Raw genomic sequence first — 19,699 nt, 5'->3', positions numbered from 1 at the left:
CAATAAAAAAGCCGACTTATTCACATAAGTCGGCTTCGGATTGAAAGGGCTGTGGATAATCAGCTCTTCTTGATCTTCTCTGGCCGTTTCCAGCCTTCGATGTTGCGCTGGCGCGCACGGGCCACGGCGAGTTGGCCTGCCTCGACCGTCTGGGTGATGGTAGATCCCGCAGCGGTGGTCGCCCCCGCTTTGATATCCACAGGCGCTACCAACGAGTTGTTCGAACCGATGAATACGTCCTCGCCCATCACAGTCTTGAACTTGTTGGCGCCATCGTAGTTGCAGGTGATGGTGCCAGCGCCAATGTTGGTGCGCGCACCGATCTCGGCATCGCCCAGATACGTCAGGTGGCCTGCCTTGGCGCCCTCTCCCAGATGGGCATTCTTCAGTTCGACGAAGTTACCCACATGGGCCTTGGCCTCAAGCACGCTACCCGGACGCAGACGAGCGAACGGGCCGGCATCGCTGCCCTCGCCCATCACCGCACCTTCCAGATGGCTGTTCGCCTTGACCACGACACCCTTGCGCAAGGTGCTGTTCTTGATGACGCAGTTGGGGCCGATTTCCACGTTGTCCTCGATGACCACCTTGCCTTCGAGAATCACGTTGACGTCGATCAGCACATCGCGACCAACGGTTACTTCACCACGCACATCGAAGCGAGCCGGGTCACGCAACGTCACGCCTTGTGCCATCAGTCGGCGACCTTCACGCAACTGGTAGTGACGCTCCAGTTCTGACAGCTGGCGCCGGTCATTGGCGCCCTGCACTTCCATTGGGTCATGCGGCTGCTCGGTCGCGACCACCAGGCCATCGGCCACCGCCATGGCGATCACGTCGGTCAGGTAGTACTCACCTTGGGCGTTGTTGTTCGACAGACGGCCCAACCATTCAGCCAAGCGGCCGGCTGGCACAGCAAGAATACCGGTGTTGCCTTCCTTGATCGCTTTCTGTGCTTCGCTGGCGTCCTTGTGCTCGACGATCGCCGCGACCTGGCCCTGTGCGTCACGCACAATACGGCCATAACCGGTCGGGTCGTCCAAGGTCACGGTGAGCAGGCCCAGCTGTTGTTCGTTGACCTTGGCCAGCAGGCGCTGCAGGGTCTCAACTTCTATCAGCGGCACATCGCCGTACAACACCAGCACAGTGTCCGCACTCAGGGCAGGCAAGGCCTGGGCAACCGCATGCCCGGTGCCCAGCTGCTTTTCCTGCATGACGAAATTCAGATCGTCGGCGGCCAGGCGTTCGCGAACCAGCTCGGCGCCATGCCCGATGACCACATGAATACCTTGCGGCTGGAGCTGGCGCGCGCTGTGGATAACATGGCCAAGCATGGAGTTGCCAGCCACCGGATGCAGCACCTTGGGCAGCGCCGAGCGCATGCGGGTACCTTGGCCGGCGGCGAGAATAACGATATCGAGTGACATTGACTGGCTACCAATCCTGGGTGGTCAGTGAAATGACCGGGGAAATCGGAAAAAGAAAAAGGGTAGCCGAGGCTACCCTTTTACTCAATCGCTACAGCAGTGCTCAGCCTAAGGCTGATTACTTGCCTCTGCGCAGTTGCTGGACGGTACGCAGCTGGGCTGCGGCCTCGGCCAGACGTGCGGCAGCGGCGCCGTAGTCGAAGTCCGCGCCTTTCAGATTCAGGGCATTCTCGGCAGCCTTGAGGGCTTCCTGAGCCTGAGCTTCATCCAGGTCGGCAGCACGTTGCACGGTATCGGCGAGCACCTTGACCATGTTCGGCTGGACCTCGAGGAAGCCACCAGAGATGTAGAACACCTCTTGGGTGCCACCCTGCTTGGTCAGCGTGATAGGACCTGGTTTGAGATTGGTGATCAGCGGCGCGTGGCCTGGAGCGATACCCAGATCGCCCAGGTTGCCGTGCGCTACTACCATCTCGACCAGACCGGAGAAGATTTCTCCTTCCGCGCTGACGATATCGCAATGGACTGTCATAGCCATCTGCTTGCCTCAACCTGATTAGCGCCCCTTTCGGGGCGCCGGGATTACAGTTTCTTGGCTTTCTCGATCGCTTCGTCGATGCTGCCGACCATGTAGAACGCTTGTTCTGGCAGGTGGTCGTAGTCACCTTTGAGGATGCCGCTAAAGCCAGCGATGGTGTCTTTCAGGGAAACGTACTTGCCTGGCGAACCGGTGAAGACTTCGGCCACGAAGAACGGCTGCGACAGGAAGCGCTGGATCTTACGAGCGCGGGCTACCAGTTGCTTGTCGGCTTCGGACAGTTCGTCCATACCCAGGATCGCGATGATGTCTTTCAGCTCTTTGTAGCGCTGCAGAACATACTGAACGCCACGAGCGGTGTCGTAGTGCTCGTTGCCGATCACGTTCGGGTCCAGCTGGCGCGAAGTCGAGTCCAGTGGGTCGACCGCTGGGTAGATACCCAGGGAGGCGATGTCACGGGACAGAACGACGGTGGCGTCCAAGTGGGCGAAGGTGGTCGCTGGCGACGGGTCGGTCAGGTCGTCCGCAGGTACGTATACGGCCTGGACGGAGGTGATCGAACCTTCTTTGGTCGAAGTGATACGCTCTTGCAGAACGCCCATCTCTTCGGCCAGGGTCGGCTGGTAACCTACTGCCGAAGGCATACGGCCCAGCAGTGCGGATACTTCGGTACCGGCCAGGGTGTAACGATAGATGTTGTCGACGAACAGCAGAACGTCGTTACCTTCGTCACGGAACTTCTCAGCCATGGTCAGGCCGGTCAGCGCTACGCGCAGACGGTTTCCTGGTGGCTCGTTCATCTGACCGTAGACCAGTGCTACCTTGTCGAGAACGTTGGAGTCCTTCATCTCGTGGTAGAAGTCGTTACCCTCACGAGTACGCTCACCCACACCAGCGAACACGGAGTAACCGCTGTGTTCCATGGCGATGTTACGGATCAGTTCCATCATGTTAACGGTCTTGCCGACGCCGGCACCACCGAACAGACCAACCTTACCACCCTTGGCGAACGGGCAGACCAGGTCGATAACCTTGATGCCGGTTTCCAGCAGGTCGTTGCCGCCTGCCTGGTCAGCGAACGAAGGCGCTGGCTGGTGGATACCGCGACGCTCTTCTTCGCCGATCGGGCCGGCTTCGTCGATTGGGTTGCCCAGTACGTCCATGATACGGCCCAGAGTGGCCTTACCAACTGGAACGGAAATGGCAGCGCCGGTGTCGACGACATCCAGACCGCGCTTCAGGCCTTCGGTCGAGCCCATCGCAATGGTACGAACCACGCCGTCGCCCAGCTGCTGCTGAACTTCCAGGGTGGTTTCCGCGCCTTGTACTTTCAGCGCGTTGTAAACACTCGGCACGACGTCACGTGGGAATTCCACGTCGATGACGGCGCCGATGATTTGAACGATACGTCCGCTACTCATAGCTGGATCCTCTGAATATTTGAACCGTTAAACCGCGGCAGCGCCGCCGACGATTTCCGAGATCTCCTGGGTGATCGCAGCCTGACGCGCCTTGTTGTAGATCAACTGGAGTTCTTTGATCAGATCACCGGCGTTGTCTGTGGCGTTCTTCATTGCGATCATCCGGGCCGCTTGTTCAGCAGCGTTGTTCTCGACCACCGCCTGGTAGACCTGCGACTCCACGTAACGCACCATCAAGCCGTCCAGCAGCTCTTTTGCGTCGGGTTCGTACAGGTAGTCCCAGTGATGCTTGAGATCCTGATCCGGGGTTGCCACCAACGGTACCAATTGCTCGACCGTCGGTTTTTGGGTCATGGTGTTGATGAACTTGTTCGAAACCACCGAGAGGCGATCGATACGGCCGTCCAGGTAGGCGTCCAGCATCACTTTGACGGAGCCGATCAGATCGTTGATCGATGGCTCTTCGCCCAGGTGGCTGATCGCGGCTACGACGTTGCCGCCAAAGATGCGGAAGAAAGTCGCACCCTTGCTGCCGATCACGCACAGGTCGATTTCCACGCCCTGTTCGCGGTTTTCGTTCATGTCCTTGACCAGGGCCTTGAACAGGTTGGTGTTCAAGCCACCGCACAGACCACGGTCACTGCTCACCACGATATAACCGGCGCGCTTTACAGGGCGCTCGATCATGAACGGGTGGCGGTATTCCGGGTTGGCGTTGGCCAGATGACCGATCACCTGGCGGATACGCTCCGCGTAAGGACGGCTAGCAGCCATGCGCATTTGTGCCTTGCGCATCTTGCTGACCGCCACTTTCTCCATGGCGCTGGTAATTTTTTGCGTGCTTTTGATGCTCGCAATCTTACTGCGAATCTCTTTTGCGCCTGCCATGTATCACCTATCAGGTTAGCAAGCGGGGGCCGCAGCCCCCGCTGCGGCTTACCAGGTCTGGGTGGCCTTGAACTTCTCGATACCGGCTTTCATGCCAGCGTCGATTTCGTCGTTGAAGTCACCCTTCACGTTGATCTTCGCCATCAGTTCGGCGTGATCACGGTTGAAGTAGGCGATCAGTGCTTGCTCGAAGCTACCGACCTTGGCGACTTCTACGTCAGTCAGGAAACCACGCTCAGCGGCGTACAGCGACAGAGCCATGTCCGCGATGGACATTGGCGCGTACTGCTTCTGCTTCATCAGCTCGGTTACGCGCTGACCATGCTCCAGCTGCTTGCGGGTCGCTTCGTCCAGATCGGAAGCGAACTGGGCGAATGCAGCCAGTTCACGGTACTGAGCCAGAGCGGTACGGATACCACCGGACAGCTTCTTGATGATCTTGGTCTGAGCGGCACCACCTACGCGGGATACCGAAACACCGGCGTTAACTGCAGGGCGGATGCCCGAGTTGAACATGGCCGATTCCAGGAAGATCTGACCGTCGGTGATGGAGATCACGTTGGTCGGAACGAACGCGGAAACGTCGCCAGCCTGGGTTTCGATGATCGGCAGGGCGGTCAGGGAACCGGTCTTGCCAGTGACTGCGCCGTTGGTGAACTTCTCGACGTACTCTTCGGAAACGCGCGATGCACGCTCCAGCAGACGGGAGTGGAGATAGAACACGTCGCCTGGGTACGCTTCACGTCCTGGCGGACGGCGCAGCAGCAGGGAGATCTGACGGTAGGCAACGGCCTGCTTGGACAGGTCATCGTAAACGATCAGGGCGTCTTCACCGCGGTCACGGAAGAACTCGCCCATGGTGCAGCCGGCGTATGGCGCCAGGAACTGCAGTGCGGCGGATTCCGAAGCACTGGCAACGACCACGATGGTGTTGGCCAGGGCGCCGGCTTCTTCCAGCTTGCGAACGATGTTGGCTACGGTGGAACGCTTTTGGCCGACTGCAACATAAACACAGAAAATACCGGAGTCTTTCTGGTTGATGATGGCGTCGATGGCCATGGCGGTCTTGCCGATCTGACGGTCACCGATGATCAGCTCGCGCTGGCCACGGCCGACAGGGATCATGGCGTCGACGGACTTGTAGCCAGTCTGTACAGGCTGGTCTACCGACTTACGCCAGATAACGCCTGGAGCCACTTTCTCGACCGCGTCGGTCTGGGTGTTACCCAGAGGACCTTTGCCGTCGATCGGGTTGCCCAGTGCGTCGACGACGCGACCCAGCAGTTCCTTACCAACCGGAACTTCCAGGATGCGGCCGGTGCACTTGGCGCTCATACCTTCGGCGAGGGTGTCATAGGCACCCAGGATCACTGCACCTACGGAGTCTTGCTCCAGGTTCAGGGCCATACCGAAGACGCTGCCAGGGAACTCGATCATTTCGCCGTACATGACGTCGGCCAGACCGTGGATCCGCACGATACCGTCGGAAACCGAAACGACGGTACCTTCGTTACGGGCTTGGGAGCTCACATCGAGATTGTCGATGCGGCCCTTGATGATTTCACTAATTTCGGAAGGATTGAGTTGCTGCATTGCTCTGCTGCCCCTTCAAACTCAAGATTTCAATGCTTCGGCCAGTTTCGCGATTTTGCCGCGAACAGAGCCATCGATTACCAGGTCACCAGCGCGGATGACGACGCCGCCAATCAGGCTGGCATCCTCCGACGCGTGCAGGCGCACTTCCTGGCCTAGCCGTGCACTGAGAACCTTGGCGAGTTTGTCTTGCTGTTCTTGGTTCAACGCGAAGGCACTGGTGACTTCCACGTCCACGGATTTCTCTTGCTCGGCCTTGTACAGGTCGAACTGAGCGGCAATCTCCGGCAGAAGCAGGAGACGGTCGTTTTCCGCGGCAACACGAATGAAATTCTGTGCCTGTGCATTGAACTTGTCACCGCACACGTCAATGAACGTGGCGGCCTTTTCTGCGCTCGTCAGTCGCGGGGCCTTGAGCAGGCGCTGCATGGTGTCGTCTTGCGACACCGCAGCAGCCAGGCCGAGCATGGCTGACCAATTGGCCAGTTGCTGATGGGCCTGGGCATGCTCAAAGGCAGCCTTAGCGTAAGGTCGGGCCAACGTGGTCAGTTCTGCCATGATCGCCCTCGCTTAAATTTCAGCGGCCAGTTTGTTAACCAGCTCCGCATGCGCGTTTTGATCGATTGTGGCGCCAAGGATCTTTTCAGCACCACCAACGGCCAGAGCACCCACTTGGGCACGCAGGGCGTCTTTAGCACTGTTCAGTTCCTGTTCGATCTCGGCCAGAGCCTGAGCCTTCACACGGTCAGCTTCGACGCGGGCCTGATCACGGGCTTCCTCGACAAGCTGAGCAGCGCGTTTCTTGCTTTGCTCAATGATTTCGGCTGCTTGTGCTTTAGCTTCACGCAGTTGCTGACCCACTTTCTCTTGGGCCAGCTCCAGGTCGCGAGCTGCGCGGTTGGCAGCGTCCAAGCCGTCGGCAATCTTCTTTTGGCGCTCTTGCAGAGCAGTGATGACCGGAGGCCATACGTACTTCATGCAGAAGAGTACAAAAATCAGGAAGGCAACGGATTGGCCAATCAGGGTTGCATTAATGTTCACGCCAACACCTCGCTCGGTCTTAATTCATCACAGCCATCAACTCGTGGGTACGAGTGATTAGCCGGCGATCTGACCAACGAACGGATTCGCGAAGGTGAAGAACAGAGCGATACCAACACCGATCATGGTTACGGCGTCGAGCAGACCGGCAACGATGAACATTTTGACCTGCAGCATCGGAACCATCTCAGGCTGACGAGCAGCGCCTTCCAGGAACTTGCCGCCCAGCAGGCCGAAACCAATGGCGGTACCCAGAGCACCCAGGCCGATCAGCAGAGCAACAGCGATAGCGGTCAGACCAACTACAGTTTCCATCTTTCCTCCCGACTTTTACGTCGTATTGGTTAGGTTTTTAGTTTGAAGCGGTAAAACAAATCGTTAGGTACAGCTGCCCTTGCGGACTTTTAAAGCCCTCCCCCAAACGAGCGGGGAAGGCTATCAGACACGCCAGGCGGTCTTAATGGTTATCTTCGTGAGCCATCGACAGGTAGACGATGGTAAGCATCATGAAGATGAAGGCTTGCAGGGTGATGATCAGGATGTGGAACACAGCCCACGCCCATTGCAGCACGATACCCAGGCCGCTGAGCCAGAGGATGCCGGCGCCGAACATCACGGCGATCAGGATGAACACCAGTTCGCCGGCGTACATGTTGCCGAACAGACGCAGTGCCAGCGAGATCGGCTTGGCGATCAGGGTGACGAATTCCAGCAGGAAGTTCACAGGGATCAGCAGGATCTGAACGAAGATGTTCTTGCTGCCGAACGGGTGCAGGGTCAGCTCACCGATGAAGCCACCCAGGCCCTTGACCTTGATGCTGTAGAAGATGATCAGGGCGAACACGCTGAAGGCCATGGCCAGGGTCGCGTTCGGGTCGGTGGTCGATACCGCGCGGAACGGAATGTGCGGGTCACCGGAGATCAGGATGGCCAGCTGAGGAATCCAGTCGACCGGTACCAGGTCGATGGCGTTCATCAGGAATACCCAGACGAAAATGGTCAGCGCCAGTGGGGCGATCACTGGGCTACGGCCGTGGAAGGAGTCCTTCACGCTGCCGTTGACGAAGTCGACCAGCACTTCGACGAAGTTCTGCAGACCGCCGGGTTGACCGGAAGTCGCTTTCTTCGCCGCCATGCGGAAGATGAACAGGAAAATCAGACCCAGCGCAACGGACCAGCCCAGGGTGTCCAGGTGGAACGCCCAGAAGCCCATAGCTTTGGCTTCTGCAGCCGAATGGGCGAAGCCCCAGCTGCCGTCTGGTAGTTGACCGTAGGTCAGGTTCTGCAAGTGGTGCTGGATATAGCCCGAAGCGGTTTCTGCTGCCATGGTTGCCTCAAACGCCCTAAGGTCTCGAAAGTCTTTTATTCATCAGCAGGGGCGCGAACCAGCTGACCAAAAGGGTCAGCACGAAGACGCCGAATACTGCTAACGGCGCCAATGGCTTCACTCCTGCGAAGGTCAGTGCAAATAACACTGCCGTCAAAATCATCTTGCCTGCCTCGCCCGCGTAAAACGACTTGACGATGGCCTGCGCCGCCCGGGCTCCGCTGTAGCGAAAAGCCTTCCAGGCGAAATACATATTGGGTAGCCAGGCAATCAAACCTCCGCAGAGACCTGAATATCCACTGACCGCCCCTTTCCACTGCCACAACACCAGTGTTGCCAGTAGCAGTACGACAAATTGAGCCAGCAGTACCGGAAAAACCGCCCAGCGATGGAAAGGCAAGCGGTTTGGCGTGCGGATTTCCATCAAAACTGCTCCTCGGAAGTCGACCAACAAGTCAGCTATGACTTGGCATAATTTGTGCCGACAAAATGCGCGCAGAGTATAGGGGTGGATTAACCCCTATTCAACTCTTCGGTAGTGATTTCCGACTGCGCGCTACAACGGGAATTGTTTCAGCGGATGTGAGCAAGCACGCCTTGCAACTCGTCAAGCGAGTTATAACGAATAACCAACTGGCCTTTGCCCTTGTTGCCGTGACGAATCTGCACGGGGGAGCCCAGGCGCTCTGCGAGCCGCTGTTCAAGGCGCTCGATGTCCGGATCAGGTTTGCTCGGTTCGACCGGATCAGGTTTGCCATTGAGCCACTGACGTACCAGTGCCTCAGTTTGGCGCACGGTCAGGCCACGTGCGACAACATGACGCGCCCCCTCCTCCTGACGATCTTCCTCCAGACCGAGCAAGGCACGGGCGTGGCCCATCTCCAGGTCGCCGTGAGCAAGCATGGTCTTGATGACTTCCGGCAGCGAGATCAGGCGCAGCAGGTTGGCCACGGTCACCCGCGACTTGCCCACGGCGTCGGCCACTTGTTGCTGAGTCAGCTCGAACTCCTGCTGCAGGCGCTGCAGGGCGAGGGCTTCTTCCAGCGGGTTGAGGTCCTCGCGCTGGATGTTCTCGATCAGCGCCATGGCGATGGCAGCTTCATCGGGCACTTCGCGAACCATGGCCGGGATGGTGTCCAGGCCAGCCTGCTGGGTGGCGCGCCAGCGGCGCTCACCGGCGATGATTTCATAGCGGTTGCCGTCGATCGGGCGAACCACGATCGGCTGCATGACGCCATGGTTGCGAATCGAGTGCGCCAGCTCTTCCAGCGCCTCCGGATCCATGTCGCGGCGCGGCTGGTACTTGCCGCGCTGGATCAGCTCGACTGGCAGGTGTTGCAGTTCTTTCTGGTCGATCTTGACAGCCTGCGCTTCAAGCGCGCTGACGGAAGGACCACTTAGCAGTGCATCCAACCCACGTCCGAGACCCCGTTTCTTAACGGCCATGCGGATTCCTTAAGTTGTTTGTGCAGTGCGTGATTGACGGCGTTGACGGCGTACCAGTTCCCCGGCCAGGGCCAGATAGGCCAGTGCGCCACGCGATTGCTTGTCGTAGGCCAACGCTGGCATGCCAAAGCTCGGTGCTTCGGCCAGGCGGATGTTGCGCGGAATGACCGTATCGTACAGCTGCTCGCCGAAGTGTTCCTTGAGCTGCGCCGAAACATCGTTGTTCAGGCTCAGGCGCGGGTCGTACATGGTCCGCAGCAAGCCCTCGATTTTCAGCGCCGGATTCAGACGAGCGGCAATGCGCTTGATGTTATCCACAAGGTCACTGAGACCTTCCAGCGCGTAGTACTCGCACTGCATCGGGATAATCACGCCATCGGAGGCGACCAGGGCGTTGAGCGTCAGCATCGACAGCGACGGCGGGCAATCGATGAGGATGTAATCGTAATTTTCGCGGATCGGCGCCAGGGCATTGCGCAGGCGGCTCTCCTTGACCTGCATTTCAAGCAGCACCACTTCCGCGGCGGTCAGGTCGCGGTTGGCCGGCAGCAGCTGGAAGCCGCCGTGCTCGGAGTAGTGCATGGCCTGGGCAAGGTCGCATTCCCCGATCAACAGGTCATAGACCGAGTGCTCGAGTTCATGTTTGTCCACACCGCTGCCCATGGTGGCGTTGCCCTGCGGATCGAGGTCGATCAGCAGCACACGACGCTTGGTCGCAGCCAGCGATGCTGCAAGATTGATACAGGTGGTGGTCTTGCCCACACCACCTTTCTGGTTCGCGATTGCGAATACCTTAGCCATTGTTGCGTGTGTTCCCAGTCATGCCTTGCGGCGCAGTATCAGCAGATGGCGCTGGCCCTGGCAACCTGGAACGGTCAGGGCCTGCTCGCTTTCCACTGTGAAGTCTGCGGGCAATGCTACCAGTTCATCGGCAGGATGCAGCCCCTTCATTGCAAGCCATTGCGTCCCGGTGTCGCCCAGATGGCGGGTCCAGTTGGTGAAGTTCTCCATGCTGCTGAAGGCGCGGGAGATGATTCCGCTGAACGGTTGCGGCGGTTGGAAGGCTTCGACCCGGCTGTGGATAACCGTGAGGTTGTCCAGTTTGAGCTCCATTTTCACCTGGGTCAGGAAGCGCGTCTTCTTGCCGTTGGCATCCAGCACCGTCACTTTTTTGCTCGGATGCAGGATAGCCAACGGAATGCCAGGCATGCCACCGCCGCTCCCAACGTCCAGCCAATGTTGGCGGTCGCTGTGGATAAACGACATGACGCTCAGGCTGTCGAGCAAATGGCGCGAAACCATCTCGTCAGGGTCACGCACGGCGGTGAGGTTGTAGGCTTTGTTCCATTTGATCAACAGGGCCAGGTAACCCAGCAGCTTTTCGTGCTGCTCGGCGCTCAACTCGACACCGAGCTGGCGCGCACCTGTGGACAACTCTTCTGCGTGTTGCGGGGTGACCAGGGAACTCAAGCGCTTTGCTCCAATTCGCGGCCTGCGCCGCGTTTTTTCAGATGAATCAGCAACAGGGAAATCGCCGCCGGCGTAACGCCAGGGATACGCGAAGCCTGGCCCAGGGTTTCCGGGCGGGTCTGGCCGAGCTTGCCCTGGATTTCCTTGGACAGGCCGGAAATCGTGGTGTAGTCGATATCCACAGGCAGGCGGGTGTCTTCGCTGGCGCGCAGGCGAGCGATTTCTTCCTGTTGGCGGTCGATGTAGCCCGCGTACTTGGTCTTGATTTCCACCTGCTCGGCGACTTGTGGATCAATGACTTCACCACCGGTCGCTTCGATCAGCCCGGCGTAATCGATCTCAGGGCGTGCGAGCAGGTTCAACAGACTGTATTCGTGGCTCAGCGGCGTGCCGAACTTATCCACAATGGCCTGACCTTGCGGCGTGTTGGGTCGTACCCAGGTCGACTTGAGTCGCTGCTCTTCGCGCTCGATACCATCGCGCTTGGCACAGAAGGCTGCCCAGCGCTGATCGTCGATCAGACCCAGTTCACGTCCCTTCTCGGTCAGACGCAGGTCGGCATTGTCCTCGCGCAGGATCAAACGGTACTCGGCACGCGAGGTGAACATGCGGTACGGCTCCTGGGTACCCAGGGTGATCAGGTCATCGACCAGTACACCGATGTACGCTTCATCGCGACGTGGGCACCAGCTTTCGCGGCCTTGTGCACGCAAAGCGGCGTTGGTCCCGGCCAACAGGCCCTGGGCGCCAGCTTCTTCGTAACCGGTGGTGCCGTTGATCTGGCCAGCGAAGAACAGGCCGCCGATGACTTTGGTCTCGAGGCTGTACTTCAGATCTCGCGGGTCGAAGTAGTCATACTCGATGGCATAACCCGGGCGCACGATGTGCGCGTTTTCCATGCCACGGATCGAACGTACCAGCTCAAGCTGCACGTCGAACGGCAGCGAAGTGGAAATACCGTTCGGGTAAAGCTCATGGGTGGTCAGGCCTTCCGGCTCGATGAACACCTGGTGGCTTTCCTTGTCGGCAAAGCGATGGATCTTGTCTTCGATCGACGGGCAATAACGGGGGCCGACACCTTCGATGACGCCGGAATACATCGGTGAACGATCGAGGTTCGACGCGATGATGTCGTGGGTGCGCGCATTGGTGTGGGTAATCCAGCAGCTCACCTGACGTGGGTGCATTTCAGCATTGCCCATGAACGACATGACCGGAATCGGTGTGTCGCCTGGCTGTTCGGTCATCACCGAGAAGTCCACCGAACGCCCATCGATGCGCGGTGGGGTACCGGTTTTCAGTCGGCCGACGCGCAGTGGCAGTTCGCGCATGCGGTGAGCCAGGGCAATCGAAGGCGGATCGCCGGCACGGCCACCGGAATGGTTCTGCAAACCAATGTGGATAAGCCCACCGAGGAAGGTACCGGTGGTCAGCACCACCGATTCTGCAAAGAAACGCAGACCCATCTGCGTCACCACACCTTTGACCTGGTCCTGTTCGACGATCAGGTCGTCACAGGACTGCTGGAATATCCACAGGTTCGGCTGGTTTTCCAGAATTTCGCGTACCACCGCCTTGTAGATGGCGCGGTCGGCTTGTGCGCGGGTTGCACGCACTGCTGGGCCTTTGCGGTTGTTCAACACACGGAACTGAATGCCGCTTTTATCGGTAGCCAGCGCCATTGCGCCGCCCAGTGCATCGATCTCTTTGACCAGATGACTTTTACCGATACCGCCAATGGCGGGGTTGCAGCTCATGTGACCGAGGGTTTCCACGTTATGGGTCAGCAGCAGGGTTTTCACACCCATGCGTGCAGACGCAAGCGCAGCCTCGGTACCGGCATGGCCGCCGCCGATGACGATCACTTCAAAACGGGAAGGGAAATCCACCACGCACCTCGTGCCTGTTTTGCGAATAGAGAAGGTAAGCGGACAAGTATAGGGACTTCACCCCCCTTAAAGAAACCGTCTGAGCAATTTTTGATCAGTCTGTGGATGAGTGGCAGACAACAGAAATCAAAGAGGAAAAATTTAAAAAAGCTTTGTTTTTATGTTTATTCTTATGCACATACCTATCTGTGGATAACATTACACAGCCCAGTAATGACGCTAGGTAGAGGAAAATTAAACCCTGTGGCTGGAGTGCCATGAGGGCTATGGATAACACGATTTAGCCTGTGGATTAAACGCCCTATTACCCACAGGCAGGTTTGTCCTCAGAAAAAAATGGTGGTTATCAACGGAGCTGAAGGCGAGTTTTCCACAGAGCTCCTGAGCGCATCCTCACCCCTGTTGATTAAAAATTTTGTCCTGGAGAAGGGCTGGTAAAGACGGACTCGCTCGCCAATCCACGAAGATTCTGTGGATGCCGGCTTCCACGGATGCCCTGTGGAGAAATTGCAGGCAAAAAAAGCCGCTCCTTCTGGAGCGGCCTTGGTCTTGCGGGCTGTGGATTACTTGCCGATGCAGAAACTGGAGAAGATCCGCCCCAGCAGGTCATCCGAGCTGAATGCCCCGGTGATCTCACCCAATGCTTGCTGAGCCTGACGCAGGTCTTCGGCCAACAGTTCGCCAGCACCCGCCAAAGTCAGCTGATCTCGCCCATGCTCCAGGTGAGTACTTGCCTGGCGCAGCGCATCCAGATGACGCCGACGGGCGCTGAAACCACTTTCTGCGGTCTGCTCGTACCCCATGCAGGCCTTCAGATGGTCACGCAACAACTGCAGACCCTGGTCGTCACCCTTGGCACTCAAGGTGATCGTCACATGGCCGTCGTCGCACTGTTCCAACCCTGCCCGCTCGCCGCTCAAGTCGGCCTTGTTGCGGATCAGCGTCACTTTGGCCGGGTCCGGCCGTTGATCGAGGAACTCAGGCCACAAGGCAAACGGGTCGTTGGCCTCGGGTGCAGTAGAGTCCACCACCAACAGGACACGATCGGCTTCGCCAATGGCTTTCAGAGCGCGCTCCACGCCAATTTTTTCCACATGGTCGTCGGTATCGCGCAAGCCGGCGGTATCGACCACATGCAGCGGCATACCGTCGATGTGGATATGTTCGCGCAGAATGTCCCGAGTGGTGCCGGCGATATCGGTCACGATCGCCGCTTCCCTGCCCGCCAGACGGTTGAGCAGGCTCGATTTGCCAGCATTCGGCCGGCCGGCAATGACCACCGTCATGCCATCGCGCAACAAAGCGCCTTGCCCGGCCTCGCGCTGCACTGTGGACAACTCGCTGCGCACCGCATCGAGCATCGACAGCACGTGGCCGTCGGCAAGAAAGTCGATCTCTTCCTCAGGAAAGTCGATTGCCGCCTCGACGTAGATGCGCAGGGCTATCAGAGCTTCTGTCAGGCTGTGGACTCGCTTTGAGAATTCGCCCTGCAGCGAGCGCAAGGCATTGCGTGCAGCCTGGCTAGAGCTGGCTTCGATCAAGTCGGCAATCGCTTCGGCCTGGGCCAGGTCGAGCTTGTCGTTGAGAAATGCCCGTTCGCTGAACTCGCCCGGGCGAGCCAGGCGACAACCGACCTGAACACAGCGCTGAAGCAGCATGTCCAGAACTACCGGCCCACCATGCCCTTGCAGCTCAAGTACATCCTCACCGGTGAATGAGTTCGGCCCTGGGAAGAACAATGCGATGCCTTCGTCCAGTACCAACCCTTCCTCGTCGCGGAACGGACCGTAATGGGCATGGCGCGGCGTCAGCGTACGCCCGGTGATCAACTGGCCAGCCTTGGCGGCCAACGGGCCGGACAATCTGACGATACCGACCCCTCCACGGCCTTGGGCGGTGGCGATGGCGGCGATGGTTTCACGCACAGTGTTCATGCTCGAAAGCCTCTACGACGAATACGACAGATAGCAAAAACGCCCCCGAAGGGGCGTTTTTATTCACAGGCTAGCTCAGTAGCCCGTCAAGCAGCAGCTTTCTTGGTCGCTGCTTCGATGCTACGGGTGATGTACCACTGCTGTGCGATCGACAGGCAGTTGTTCACAACCCAGTACAGCACCAGACCCGCTGGGAACCACAGGAAGAAGAAGGTGAAGATGATTGGCATCATTTTCATCACCTTGGCCTGCATCGGATCCGGAGGAGTCGGGTTCAGGCGCTGCTGGATGAACATGGTGGCGCCCATGATGATCGGCAGGATGAAGAACGGATCCTTGATCGACAGGTCGGTGATCCACAGCATCCACGGGGCCTGGCGCATTTCGACGCTTTCCAGCAGTACCCAGTACAAGGCCAGGAACACTGGCATCTGCACCAGGATCGGCAAGCAGCCGCCCAGCGGGTTGATCTTCTCTTTCTTGTACAGCTCCATCATCGCCTGGGACATCTTCTGGCGATCGTCACCGAAGCGTTCCTTCAGCGCGGCGAGCTTCGGCGCAACGGCACGCATACGCGCCATCGAGCGATAGCTGGCGGCGGACAGCGGGAAGAACAGGCCCTTGATGAGCATGGTCAGCACGATGATCGACCAGCCCCAGTTACCCAGCAGGCTGTGGATATGTTGCAGCAGCCAGAAGATTGGCTGGGCAATGAACCACAGGAAGCCGTAGTCGACAGTCAGTTCCAGGCCTGGGGACAACTCTTTGAGCTTGGACTGAATCTTCGGACCGGCATACAGCATGGCGCTGGTTTCGACCTTGCCGCCAGCAGGAACGCTGATTGCCGGGCCGGTGTAGCCGATGATGTAGTTGCCTTGGCTGTCCTTGCGAGTCTGGACGACGTTGTTGTCCGACTTGGCAGGGATCCAGGCAGTGACGAAGTAGTGTTGCAGCCAGGCAACCCAGCCACCGGACACATTTTCTTTCAAACTACCCTTGTCGATGTCCTTCATGGACACCTTTTTGTACGGCTCGGAAGCAGTCCACAGGGCGGCACCCAGGTAGGTGGCGGTACCAGTGGCGGTGCTCGACGATGGATCCGAGCTGGCATCGCGCTTGAGCTGGGCAAACATGTTGCCGCTCCAGGCCTGGCCGCTCTGGTTGTCGATCAGGTAGGTGACATTCAGGTCGTACTCACCGCGCTTGAAGCTGAAGCGCTTGATGTAGTTGACGCCGTTGTCACTGAACTTCAGGTCGACCACCAGTTGTTCCTGACCGTCGGCCAGTTGGTAGCTTTTCTGCTCGGCGGCGTACAGCGGACGACCGGCAGCACGTGCGTCCGGACCGTTGACACCGGTCAGACCGCTCTGAGCCAGGTAGACACGCTCGCTACCGTTGTCGAACAGTTGGAACGGAATGTCCGGATGGTCCTGACGACGTGGGAACTTCGGCAGGTTCAGTTGGACGATGTCACCACCCACCGGGTCGATAGCCAGTTCCAGAACATCGGTCTTGACCCGGATCAGGTCCTTGCTGACCGCGACCGGCGCCAATTCGGCAGGGGTCGATTCGGCATTGGCGCTTGGCACATCGGCGCTGGCGCCGGCGTTTCCGGCCGGTACGCCATCCGGCAAGGCCGGTGCGGCAGTGCTGGCAGCAGCATTCTGAGTCGGCAGGGCTGCCTGGCCGTAGTCCTGGTTCCACTTGAGGACCATGACGTAGGACACGATTGCCAGGGCGACGATCAGGATCGTGCGTTTAATATCCATGATTACTCGGCTATCGAAGAAGTTCGGGAGGAAGGAGCGGGGGGAACGGGATCGAAACCACCGTCGTTCCACGGATGACAACGCCCCAGGCGACGAACGGCTAGCCACCCACCACGTAAGAGGCCATGGTTTTCGATGGCTTCGTAAGCGTAATGGGAGCAACTGGGGTAGAAACGACAGTGACTGGCCATCAGAGGACTAATGGCGTAACGGTAAAACTGGATCGGAACGAGTGCCAGTTTACGCATCTTGACTGTCTACCCCTACGGAATCGGCGTTTACCGCTGGAGATGGCCGGCTGCGCGCCAGGCGTTTCCAGAGCTTGCCAAAATGTTGGTGCAATTCCGGGTTTTCTATCTCACCCAATCCCTTGCGCGCGACGATCACGATATCCAAGCCAGCGAGCATCTGCTGGTTCAGACGAAAGGAATCGCGCATCAAGCGTTTGAGGCGATTGCGTTGAACGGCGAGCTTGACGCTCTTCTTGCCGATCACCAGGCCTAGGCGCGGATGATCGAGACCGTTCTCGCGAGCAAGGATCAGCAGGTTTTTCCCTGGAACCTTGCCGGTTGGGGAGTCGAAGACCGCTTTGAAGTGCCGGGGTGTAAGCAGTCGCTTATCCCGACTGAAGTCCTGACTCACCACCTGTGCCGAAAAATCAAATTGCCAGACGCTTACGGCCTTTGGCACGACGACGCGACAGAACAGCGCGGCCGTTCTTGGTAGCCATACGGGCACGGAAGCCGTGGGTGCGCGCGCGCTTGATGGTGCTTGGTTGGAAAGTACGTTTCATGGCGTGTTACCTGGGTTTGTCGACAACGGGCCGGAATGGCCCCCTTTTTAAGAGATCGGCGATTCTAGAGAAAGCAAGCCAATAGGTCAATTTCCAACCAGCTATTCCTTATAGGAGGCAGGGTGAGTGGACGCTACCTGAAAGGATGCTCCATGGGTTTCTGGACAGACGAGCAAACCGAAGCTCAACATGAAAAAAAAGAAGAGACATATAAAAAGCTTTTCTGAAGAACTTATAAATCTTTAGTGGATAACCTTCTGTGGATAACCACCTATAGCCCTTTAAATACGCCATGTACAGAAATTCACAACCCTGTCTGTAACGCGTGCTGATTTTGTGTTGGACGTGCGCAGAACCTGTGGATGGAATGGATGCTTATCCACAGGGGTGTTATCCACAGGCTAGATCTCAGGGTTGTGCATAGCCCTCATGGCCGGTTATCCACAGAGCTTATTCACAATGATGAAAGGCCGTTTTGGGCGCTAAATGGCTGTTTTGTCATGGATCAGAACGTTTCCACATGTGGATAACTGGTCGCTCGACCGGTACAATGGCGGTTTGTTTTTGCCTCATCCGGCTTTCAACTCAGGGGATATCCGTGTCAGTGGAACTTTGGCAGCAGTGCGTAGAGCTTTTGCGCGATGAACTGCCTGCCCAGCAATTCAACACCTGGATCCGTCCGCTACAGGTCGAAGCCGAAGGCGACGAGTTGCGCGTCTATGCGCCTAACCGTTTCGTTCTCGATTGGGTCAATGAAAAGTACCTTGGCCGTTTGCTCGAACTCTTGGGCGAGCAAGGCAACGGTATTGCGCCTGCCCTTTCCTTATTAATAGGCAGTCGTCGCAGCTCCGCCCCCCGGGCTGCTCCCAATGCACCCGTCAGCGCCGCTGTTGCCGCGTCCATTGCGCAGAACCAGGCGCAACAGGCAGCAGCGCCTGCCGCTCCAGTTGCCGAGCCGATCGCGGCGCCCATGGCAGAGCCCATCGCGGCCACCGACATGGTCGAGTCGTCATCGCGTGACACGTTCGACGCAATGGGCGACGCGGCGCCAGCGCCTGCAGCTGCAGGGCGAACAGAGCAACGAACCGTCCAGGTCGAAGGCGCGCTCAAGCACACCAGCTACCTGAACCGCACCTTTACCTTTGAAACCTTTGTCGAAGGTAAATCGAACCAATTGGCCCGGGCTGCCGCCTGGCAGGTCGCAGACAACCCCAAGCATGGTTACAACCCTCTCTTCCTTTATGGTGGCGTGGGCTTGGGCAAGACTCACCTGATGCATGCTGTGGGTAACCACCTGCTGAAGAAGAATCCGAATGCCAAGGTGGTTTACCTGCATTCCGAGCGCTTCGTCGCCGACATGGTCAAGGCTCTGCAGCTGAACGCCATCAACGAGTTCAAGCGCTTCTACCGCTCGGTGGATGCACTGCTCATCGATGACATCCAGTTCTTCGCCCGCAAAGAACGCTCGCAAGAAGAGTTTTTCCACACCTTCAACGCCCTGCTCGAAGGTGGTCAGCAGGTTATCCTGACCAGTGACCGCTACCCGAAGGAGATCGAGGGGCTGGAAGAGCGCTTGAAGTCGCGCTTCGGTTGGGGACTCACGGTAGCGGTCGAGCCACCAGAGCTGGAAACCCGTGTGGCCATCTTGATGAAGAAGGCCGACCAGGCGAAGGTAGAGCTGCCGCATGATGCAGCCTTCTTTATTGCGCAGCGTATTCGCTCCAACGTGCGTGAACTCGAAGGTGCTCTGAAGCGTGTGATCGCTCACTCGCACTTCATGGGCCGCGATATCACCATCGAACTGATTCGTGAGTCGCTGAAAGATCTGCTGGCGCTGCAAGACAAACTGGTCAGTGTGGATAACATTCAGCGCACGGTTGCCGAGTACTACAAGATCAAGATCGCCGATTTGTTGTCCAAACGCCGATCGCGCTCTGTTGCACGCCCGCGTCAGGTCGCCATGGCCTTGTCCAAGGAGCTGACCAACCACAGTCTGCCGGAAATCGGCGACATGTTTGGCGGACGGGACCACACCACCGTGCTGCACGCCTGCCGCAAGATCAACGAATTGAAGGAATCCGACGCGGACATCCGCGAGGACTACAAGAACCTGCTGCGGACGCTGACGACCTGATGTCCGTCAGCGCAGCTAATTGAAGGCAA

At 58.2% G+C, this 19,699-nt stretch carries 20 protein-coding genes; 1 reads left to right on the top strand and 19 read right to left on the bottom strand.

What is annotated here, in order from left to right; all coding sequences use genetic code 11:
- Nucleotides 1-59: 59 nt before the first annotated feature.
- The 19 genes from glmU to rpmH all read right to left on the bottom strand — a co-directional run bounded on the left by glmU (nucleotide 60) and on the right by rpmH (nucleotide 17,536).
- Nucleotides 60-1,427: a bifunctional UDP-N-acetylglucosamine diphosphorylase/glucosamine-1-phosphate N-acetyltransferase GlmU gene (gene glmU, locus PspTeo4_RS21135; RefSeq protein WP_322365879.1), complete on the bottom strand. Its 1,368-nt coding sequence runs from the start codon at nucleotides 1,425-1,427 to the stop codon at nucleotides 60-62.
- A 118-nt stretch (nucleotides 1,428-1,545) separates the two neighbouring features.
- Nucleotides 1,546-1,965, bottom strand: a complete 420-nt coding sequence (locus PspTeo4_RS21130) for a F0F1 ATP synthase subunit epsilon (RefSeq protein WP_322365878.1) — start codon at nucleotides 1,963-1,965, stop codon at nucleotides 1,546-1,548.
- Between the two features lie 44 nt (nucleotides 1,966-2,009).
- Complete coding sequence (gene atpD / locus PspTeo4_RS21125; protein ID WP_016394322.1) at nucleotides 2,010-3,386, bottom strand: F0F1 ATP synthase subunit beta; 1,377 nt, start codon at nucleotides 3,384-3,386, stop codon at nucleotides 2,010-2,012.
- Between the two features lie 27 nt (nucleotides 3,387-3,413).
- Nucleotides 3,414-4,274: a F0F1 ATP synthase subunit gamma gene (atpG, locus tag PspTeo4_RS21120; RefSeq protein ID WP_013974905.1), complete on the bottom strand. Its 861-nt coding sequence runs from the start codon at nucleotides 4,272-4,274 to the stop codon at nucleotides 3,414-3,416.
- A gap of 48 nt (nucleotides 4,275-4,322) precedes the next feature.
- Entirely contained in the window at nucleotides 4,323-5,867 is a 1,545-nt protein-coding gene (gene atpA / locus PspTeo4_RS21115) for a F0F1 ATP synthase subunit alpha (protein ID WP_322365877.1), read from the bottom strand.
- Between the two features lie 21 nt (nucleotides 5,868-5,888).
- Nucleotides 5,889-6,425 (bottom strand): F0F1 ATP synthase subunit delta, encoded by a 537-nt coding sequence (locus tag PspTeo4_RS21110; protein WP_322365876.1) that lies wholly within the window; start codon nucleotides 6,423-6,425, stop codon nucleotides 5,889-5,891.
- Between the two features lie 12 nt (nucleotides 6,426-6,437).
- Complete coding sequence (locus PspTeo4_RS21105) at nucleotides 6,438-6,908, bottom strand: F0F1 ATP synthase subunit B (protein ID WP_027917106.1); 471 nt, start codon at nucleotides 6,906-6,908, stop codon at nucleotides 6,438-6,440.
- Between the two features lie 57 nt (nucleotides 6,909-6,965).
- On the bottom strand, nucleotides 6,966-7,223 hold the full coding sequence (gene atpE, locus PspTeo4_RS21100; RefSeq protein ID WP_003097235.1) for a F0F1 ATP synthase subunit C: 258 nt from the start codon (nucleotides 7,221-7,223) through the stop codon (nucleotides 6,966-6,968).
- Between the two features lie 142 nt (nucleotides 7,224-7,365).
- Nucleotides 7,366-8,235 carry a F0F1 ATP synthase subunit A gene (gene atpB / locus PspTeo4_RS21095; protein WP_322365875.1) on the bottom strand — a complete coding sequence of 290 codons (870 nt, stop codon included), beginning with the start codon at nucleotides 8,233-8,235 and terminating at the stop codon, nucleotides 7,366-7,368.
- Nucleotides 8,236-8,251: 16 nt separating this feature from the next.
- Nucleotides 8,252-8,659 carry a F0F1 ATP synthase subunit I gene (locus tag PspTeo4_RS21090; RefSeq protein WP_322365874.1) on the bottom strand — a complete coding sequence of 136 codons (408 nt, stop codon included), beginning with the start codon at nucleotides 8,657-8,659 and terminating at the stop codon, nucleotides 8,252-8,254.
- Nucleotides 8,660-8,808: 149 nt separating this feature from the next.
- The gene (locus PspTeo4_RS21085) at nucleotides 8,809-9,681 is read right to left on the bottom strand and encodes a ParB/RepB/Spo0J family partition protein (RefSeq protein WP_322365873.1); all 873 of its coding nucleotides are present in this window, start codon (nucleotides 9,679-9,681) and stop codon (nucleotides 8,809-8,811) included.
- A 9-nt stretch (nucleotides 9,682-9,690) separates the two neighbouring features.
- Nucleotides 9,691-10,482: a ParA family protein gene (locus PspTeo4_RS21080; protein WP_186553119.1), complete on the bottom strand. Its 792-nt coding sequence runs from the start codon at nucleotides 10,480-10,482 to the stop codon at nucleotides 9,691-9,693.
- Between the two features lie 18 nt (nucleotides 10,483-10,500).
- Nucleotides 10,501-11,151 (bottom strand): 16S rRNA (guanine(527)-N(7))-methyltransferase RsmG, encoded by a 651-nt coding sequence (gene rsmG / locus PspTeo4_RS21075; RefSeq protein ID WP_322365872.1) that lies wholly within the window; start codon nucleotides 11,149-11,151, stop codon nucleotides 10,501-10,503.
- The gene (gene mnmG / locus PspTeo4_RS21070) at nucleotides 11,148-13,040 is read right to left on the bottom strand and encodes a tRNA uridine-5-carboxymethylaminomethyl(34) synthesis enzyme MnmG (RefSeq protein WP_322365871.1); all 1,893 of its coding nucleotides are present in this window, start codon (nucleotides 13,038-13,040) and stop codon (nucleotides 11,148-11,150) included. Before mnmG ends, rsmG begins: the two co-directional genes overlap by 4 nt.
- Before the next feature lie 563 nt (nucleotides 13,041-13,603).
- Nucleotides 13,604-14,974, bottom strand: coding sequence for a tRNA uridine-5-carboxymethylaminomethyl(34) synthesis GTPase MnmE (gene mnmE / locus PspTeo4_RS21065; protein ID WP_322365870.1), 1,371 nt, complete (start codon nucleotides 14,972-14,974; stop codon nucleotides 13,604-13,606).
- Nucleotides 14,975-15,060: 86 nt separating this feature from the next.
- On the bottom strand, nucleotides 15,061-16,743 hold the full coding sequence (yidC, locus tag PspTeo4_RS21060) for a membrane protein insertase YidC (RefSeq protein WP_322365869.1): 1,683 nt from the start codon (nucleotides 16,741-16,743) through the stop codon (nucleotides 15,061-15,063).
- Between the two features lie 2 nt (nucleotides 16,744-16,745).
- Complete coding sequence (gene yidD, locus PspTeo4_RS21055) at nucleotides 16,746-16,991, bottom strand: membrane protein insertion efficiency factor YidD (RefSeq protein WP_322365868.1); 246 nt, start codon at nucleotides 16,989-16,991, stop codon at nucleotides 16,746-16,748.
- The gene (gene rnpA / locus PspTeo4_RS21050; RefSeq protein ID WP_322366911.1) at nucleotides 16,984-17,388 is read right to left on the bottom strand and encodes a ribonuclease P protein component; all 405 of its coding nucleotides are present in this window, start codon (nucleotides 17,386-17,388) and stop codon (nucleotides 16,984-16,986) included. Before rnpA ends, yidD begins: the two co-directional genes overlap by 8 nt.
- Nucleotides 17,389-17,401: 13 nt before the next feature.
- Nucleotides 17,402-17,536 carry a 50S ribosomal protein L34 gene (gene rpmH / locus PspTeo4_RS21045; RefSeq protein WP_003253163.1) on the bottom strand — a complete coding sequence of 45 codons (135 nt, stop codon included), beginning with the start codon at nucleotides 17,534-17,536 and terminating at the stop codon, nucleotides 17,402-17,404.
- 598 nt (nucleotides 17,537-18,134) lie between these two features.
- On the opposite strand from rpmH, the gene dnaA reads away from it, so the two are divergent.
- The gene (gene dnaA, locus PspTeo4_RS21040) at nucleotides 18,135-19,670 is read left to right on the top strand and encodes a chromosomal replication initiator protein DnaA (RefSeq protein WP_322366910.1); all 1,536 of its coding nucleotides are present in this window, start codon (nucleotides 18,135-18,137) and stop codon (nucleotides 19,668-19,670) included.
- The last annotated feature ends 29 nt before the right edge of the window (nucleotides 19,671-19,699 follow it).

It is taken from the genome of Pseudomonas sp. Teo4 (assembly GCF_034387475.1).
In the GTDB taxonomy this organism is placed as follows: domain Bacteria; phylum Pseudomonadota; class Gammaproteobacteria; order Pseudomonadales; family Pseudomonadaceae; genus Aquipseudomonas.
This window is presented reverse-complemented; position numbering and strand designations above follow the sequence as displayed.

What these genes read in the sequence shown, in the direction of transcription:
- PspTeo4_RS21085 (WP_322365873.1), bottom strand. Translation starts at nt 9,681, where the DNA reads ATGGCCGTTAAGAAACGGGGTCTCGGACGTGGGTTGGATGCACTGCTA.
- atpD (WP_016394322.1), bottom strand. Translation starts at nt 3,386, where the DNA reads ATGAGTAGCGGACGTATCGTTCAAATCATCGGCGCCGTCATCGACGTG.
- PspTeo4_RS21110 (WP_322365876.1), bottom strand. Translation starts at nt 6,425, where the DNA reads ATGGCAGAACTGACCACGTTGGCCCGACCTTACGCTAAGGCTGCCTTT.
- yidD (WP_322365868.1), bottom strand. Translation starts at nt 16,991, where the DNA reads ATGCGTAAACTGGCACTCGTTCCGATCCAGTTTTACCGTTACGCCATT.
- glmU (WP_322365879.1), bottom strand. Translation starts at nt 1,427, where the DNA reads ATGTCACTCGATATCGTTATTCTCGCCGCCGGCCAAGGTACCCGCATG.
- rpmH (WP_003253163.1), bottom strand. Translation starts at nt 17,536, where the DNA reads ATGAAACGTACTTTCCAACCAAGCACCATCAAGCGCGCGCGCACCCAC.
- PspTeo4_RS21090 (WP_322365874.1), bottom strand. Translation starts at nt 8,659, where the DNA reads ATGGAAATCCGCACGCCAAACCGCTTGCCTTTCCATCGCTGGGCGGTT.
- yidC (WP_322365869.1), bottom strand. Translation starts at nt 16,743, where the DNA reads ATGGATATTAAACGCACGATCCTGATCGTCGCCCTGGCAATCGTGTCC.
- mnmE (WP_322365870.1), bottom strand. Translation starts at nt 14,974, where the DNA reads ATGAACACTGTGCGTGAAACCATCGCCGCCATCGCCACCGCCCAAGGC.
- atpG (WP_013974905.1), bottom strand. Translation starts at nt 4,274, where the DNA reads ATGGCAGGCGCAAAAGAGATTCGCAGTAAGATTGCGAGCATCAAAAGC.
- atpA (WP_322365877.1), bottom strand. Translation starts at nt 5,867, where the DNA reads ATGCAGCAACTCAATCCTTCCGAAATTAGTGAAATCATCAAGGGCCGC.
- PspTeo4_RS21080 (WP_186553119.1), bottom strand. Translation starts at nt 10,482, where the DNA reads ATGGCTAAGGTATTCGCAATCGCGAACCAGAAAGGTGGTGTGGGCAAG.
- atpE (WP_003097235.1), bottom strand. Translation starts at nt 7,223, where the DNA reads ATGGAAACTGTAGTTGGTCTGACCGCTATCGCTGTTGCTCTGCTGATC.
- PspTeo4_RS21130 (WP_322365878.1), bottom strand. Translation starts at nt 1,965, where the DNA reads ATGGCTATGACAGTCCATTGCGATATCGTCAGCGCGGAAGGAGAAATC.
- atpB (WP_322365875.1), bottom strand. Translation starts at nt 8,235, where the DNA reads ATGGCAGCAGAAACCGCTTCGGGCTATATCCAGCACCACTTGCAGAAC.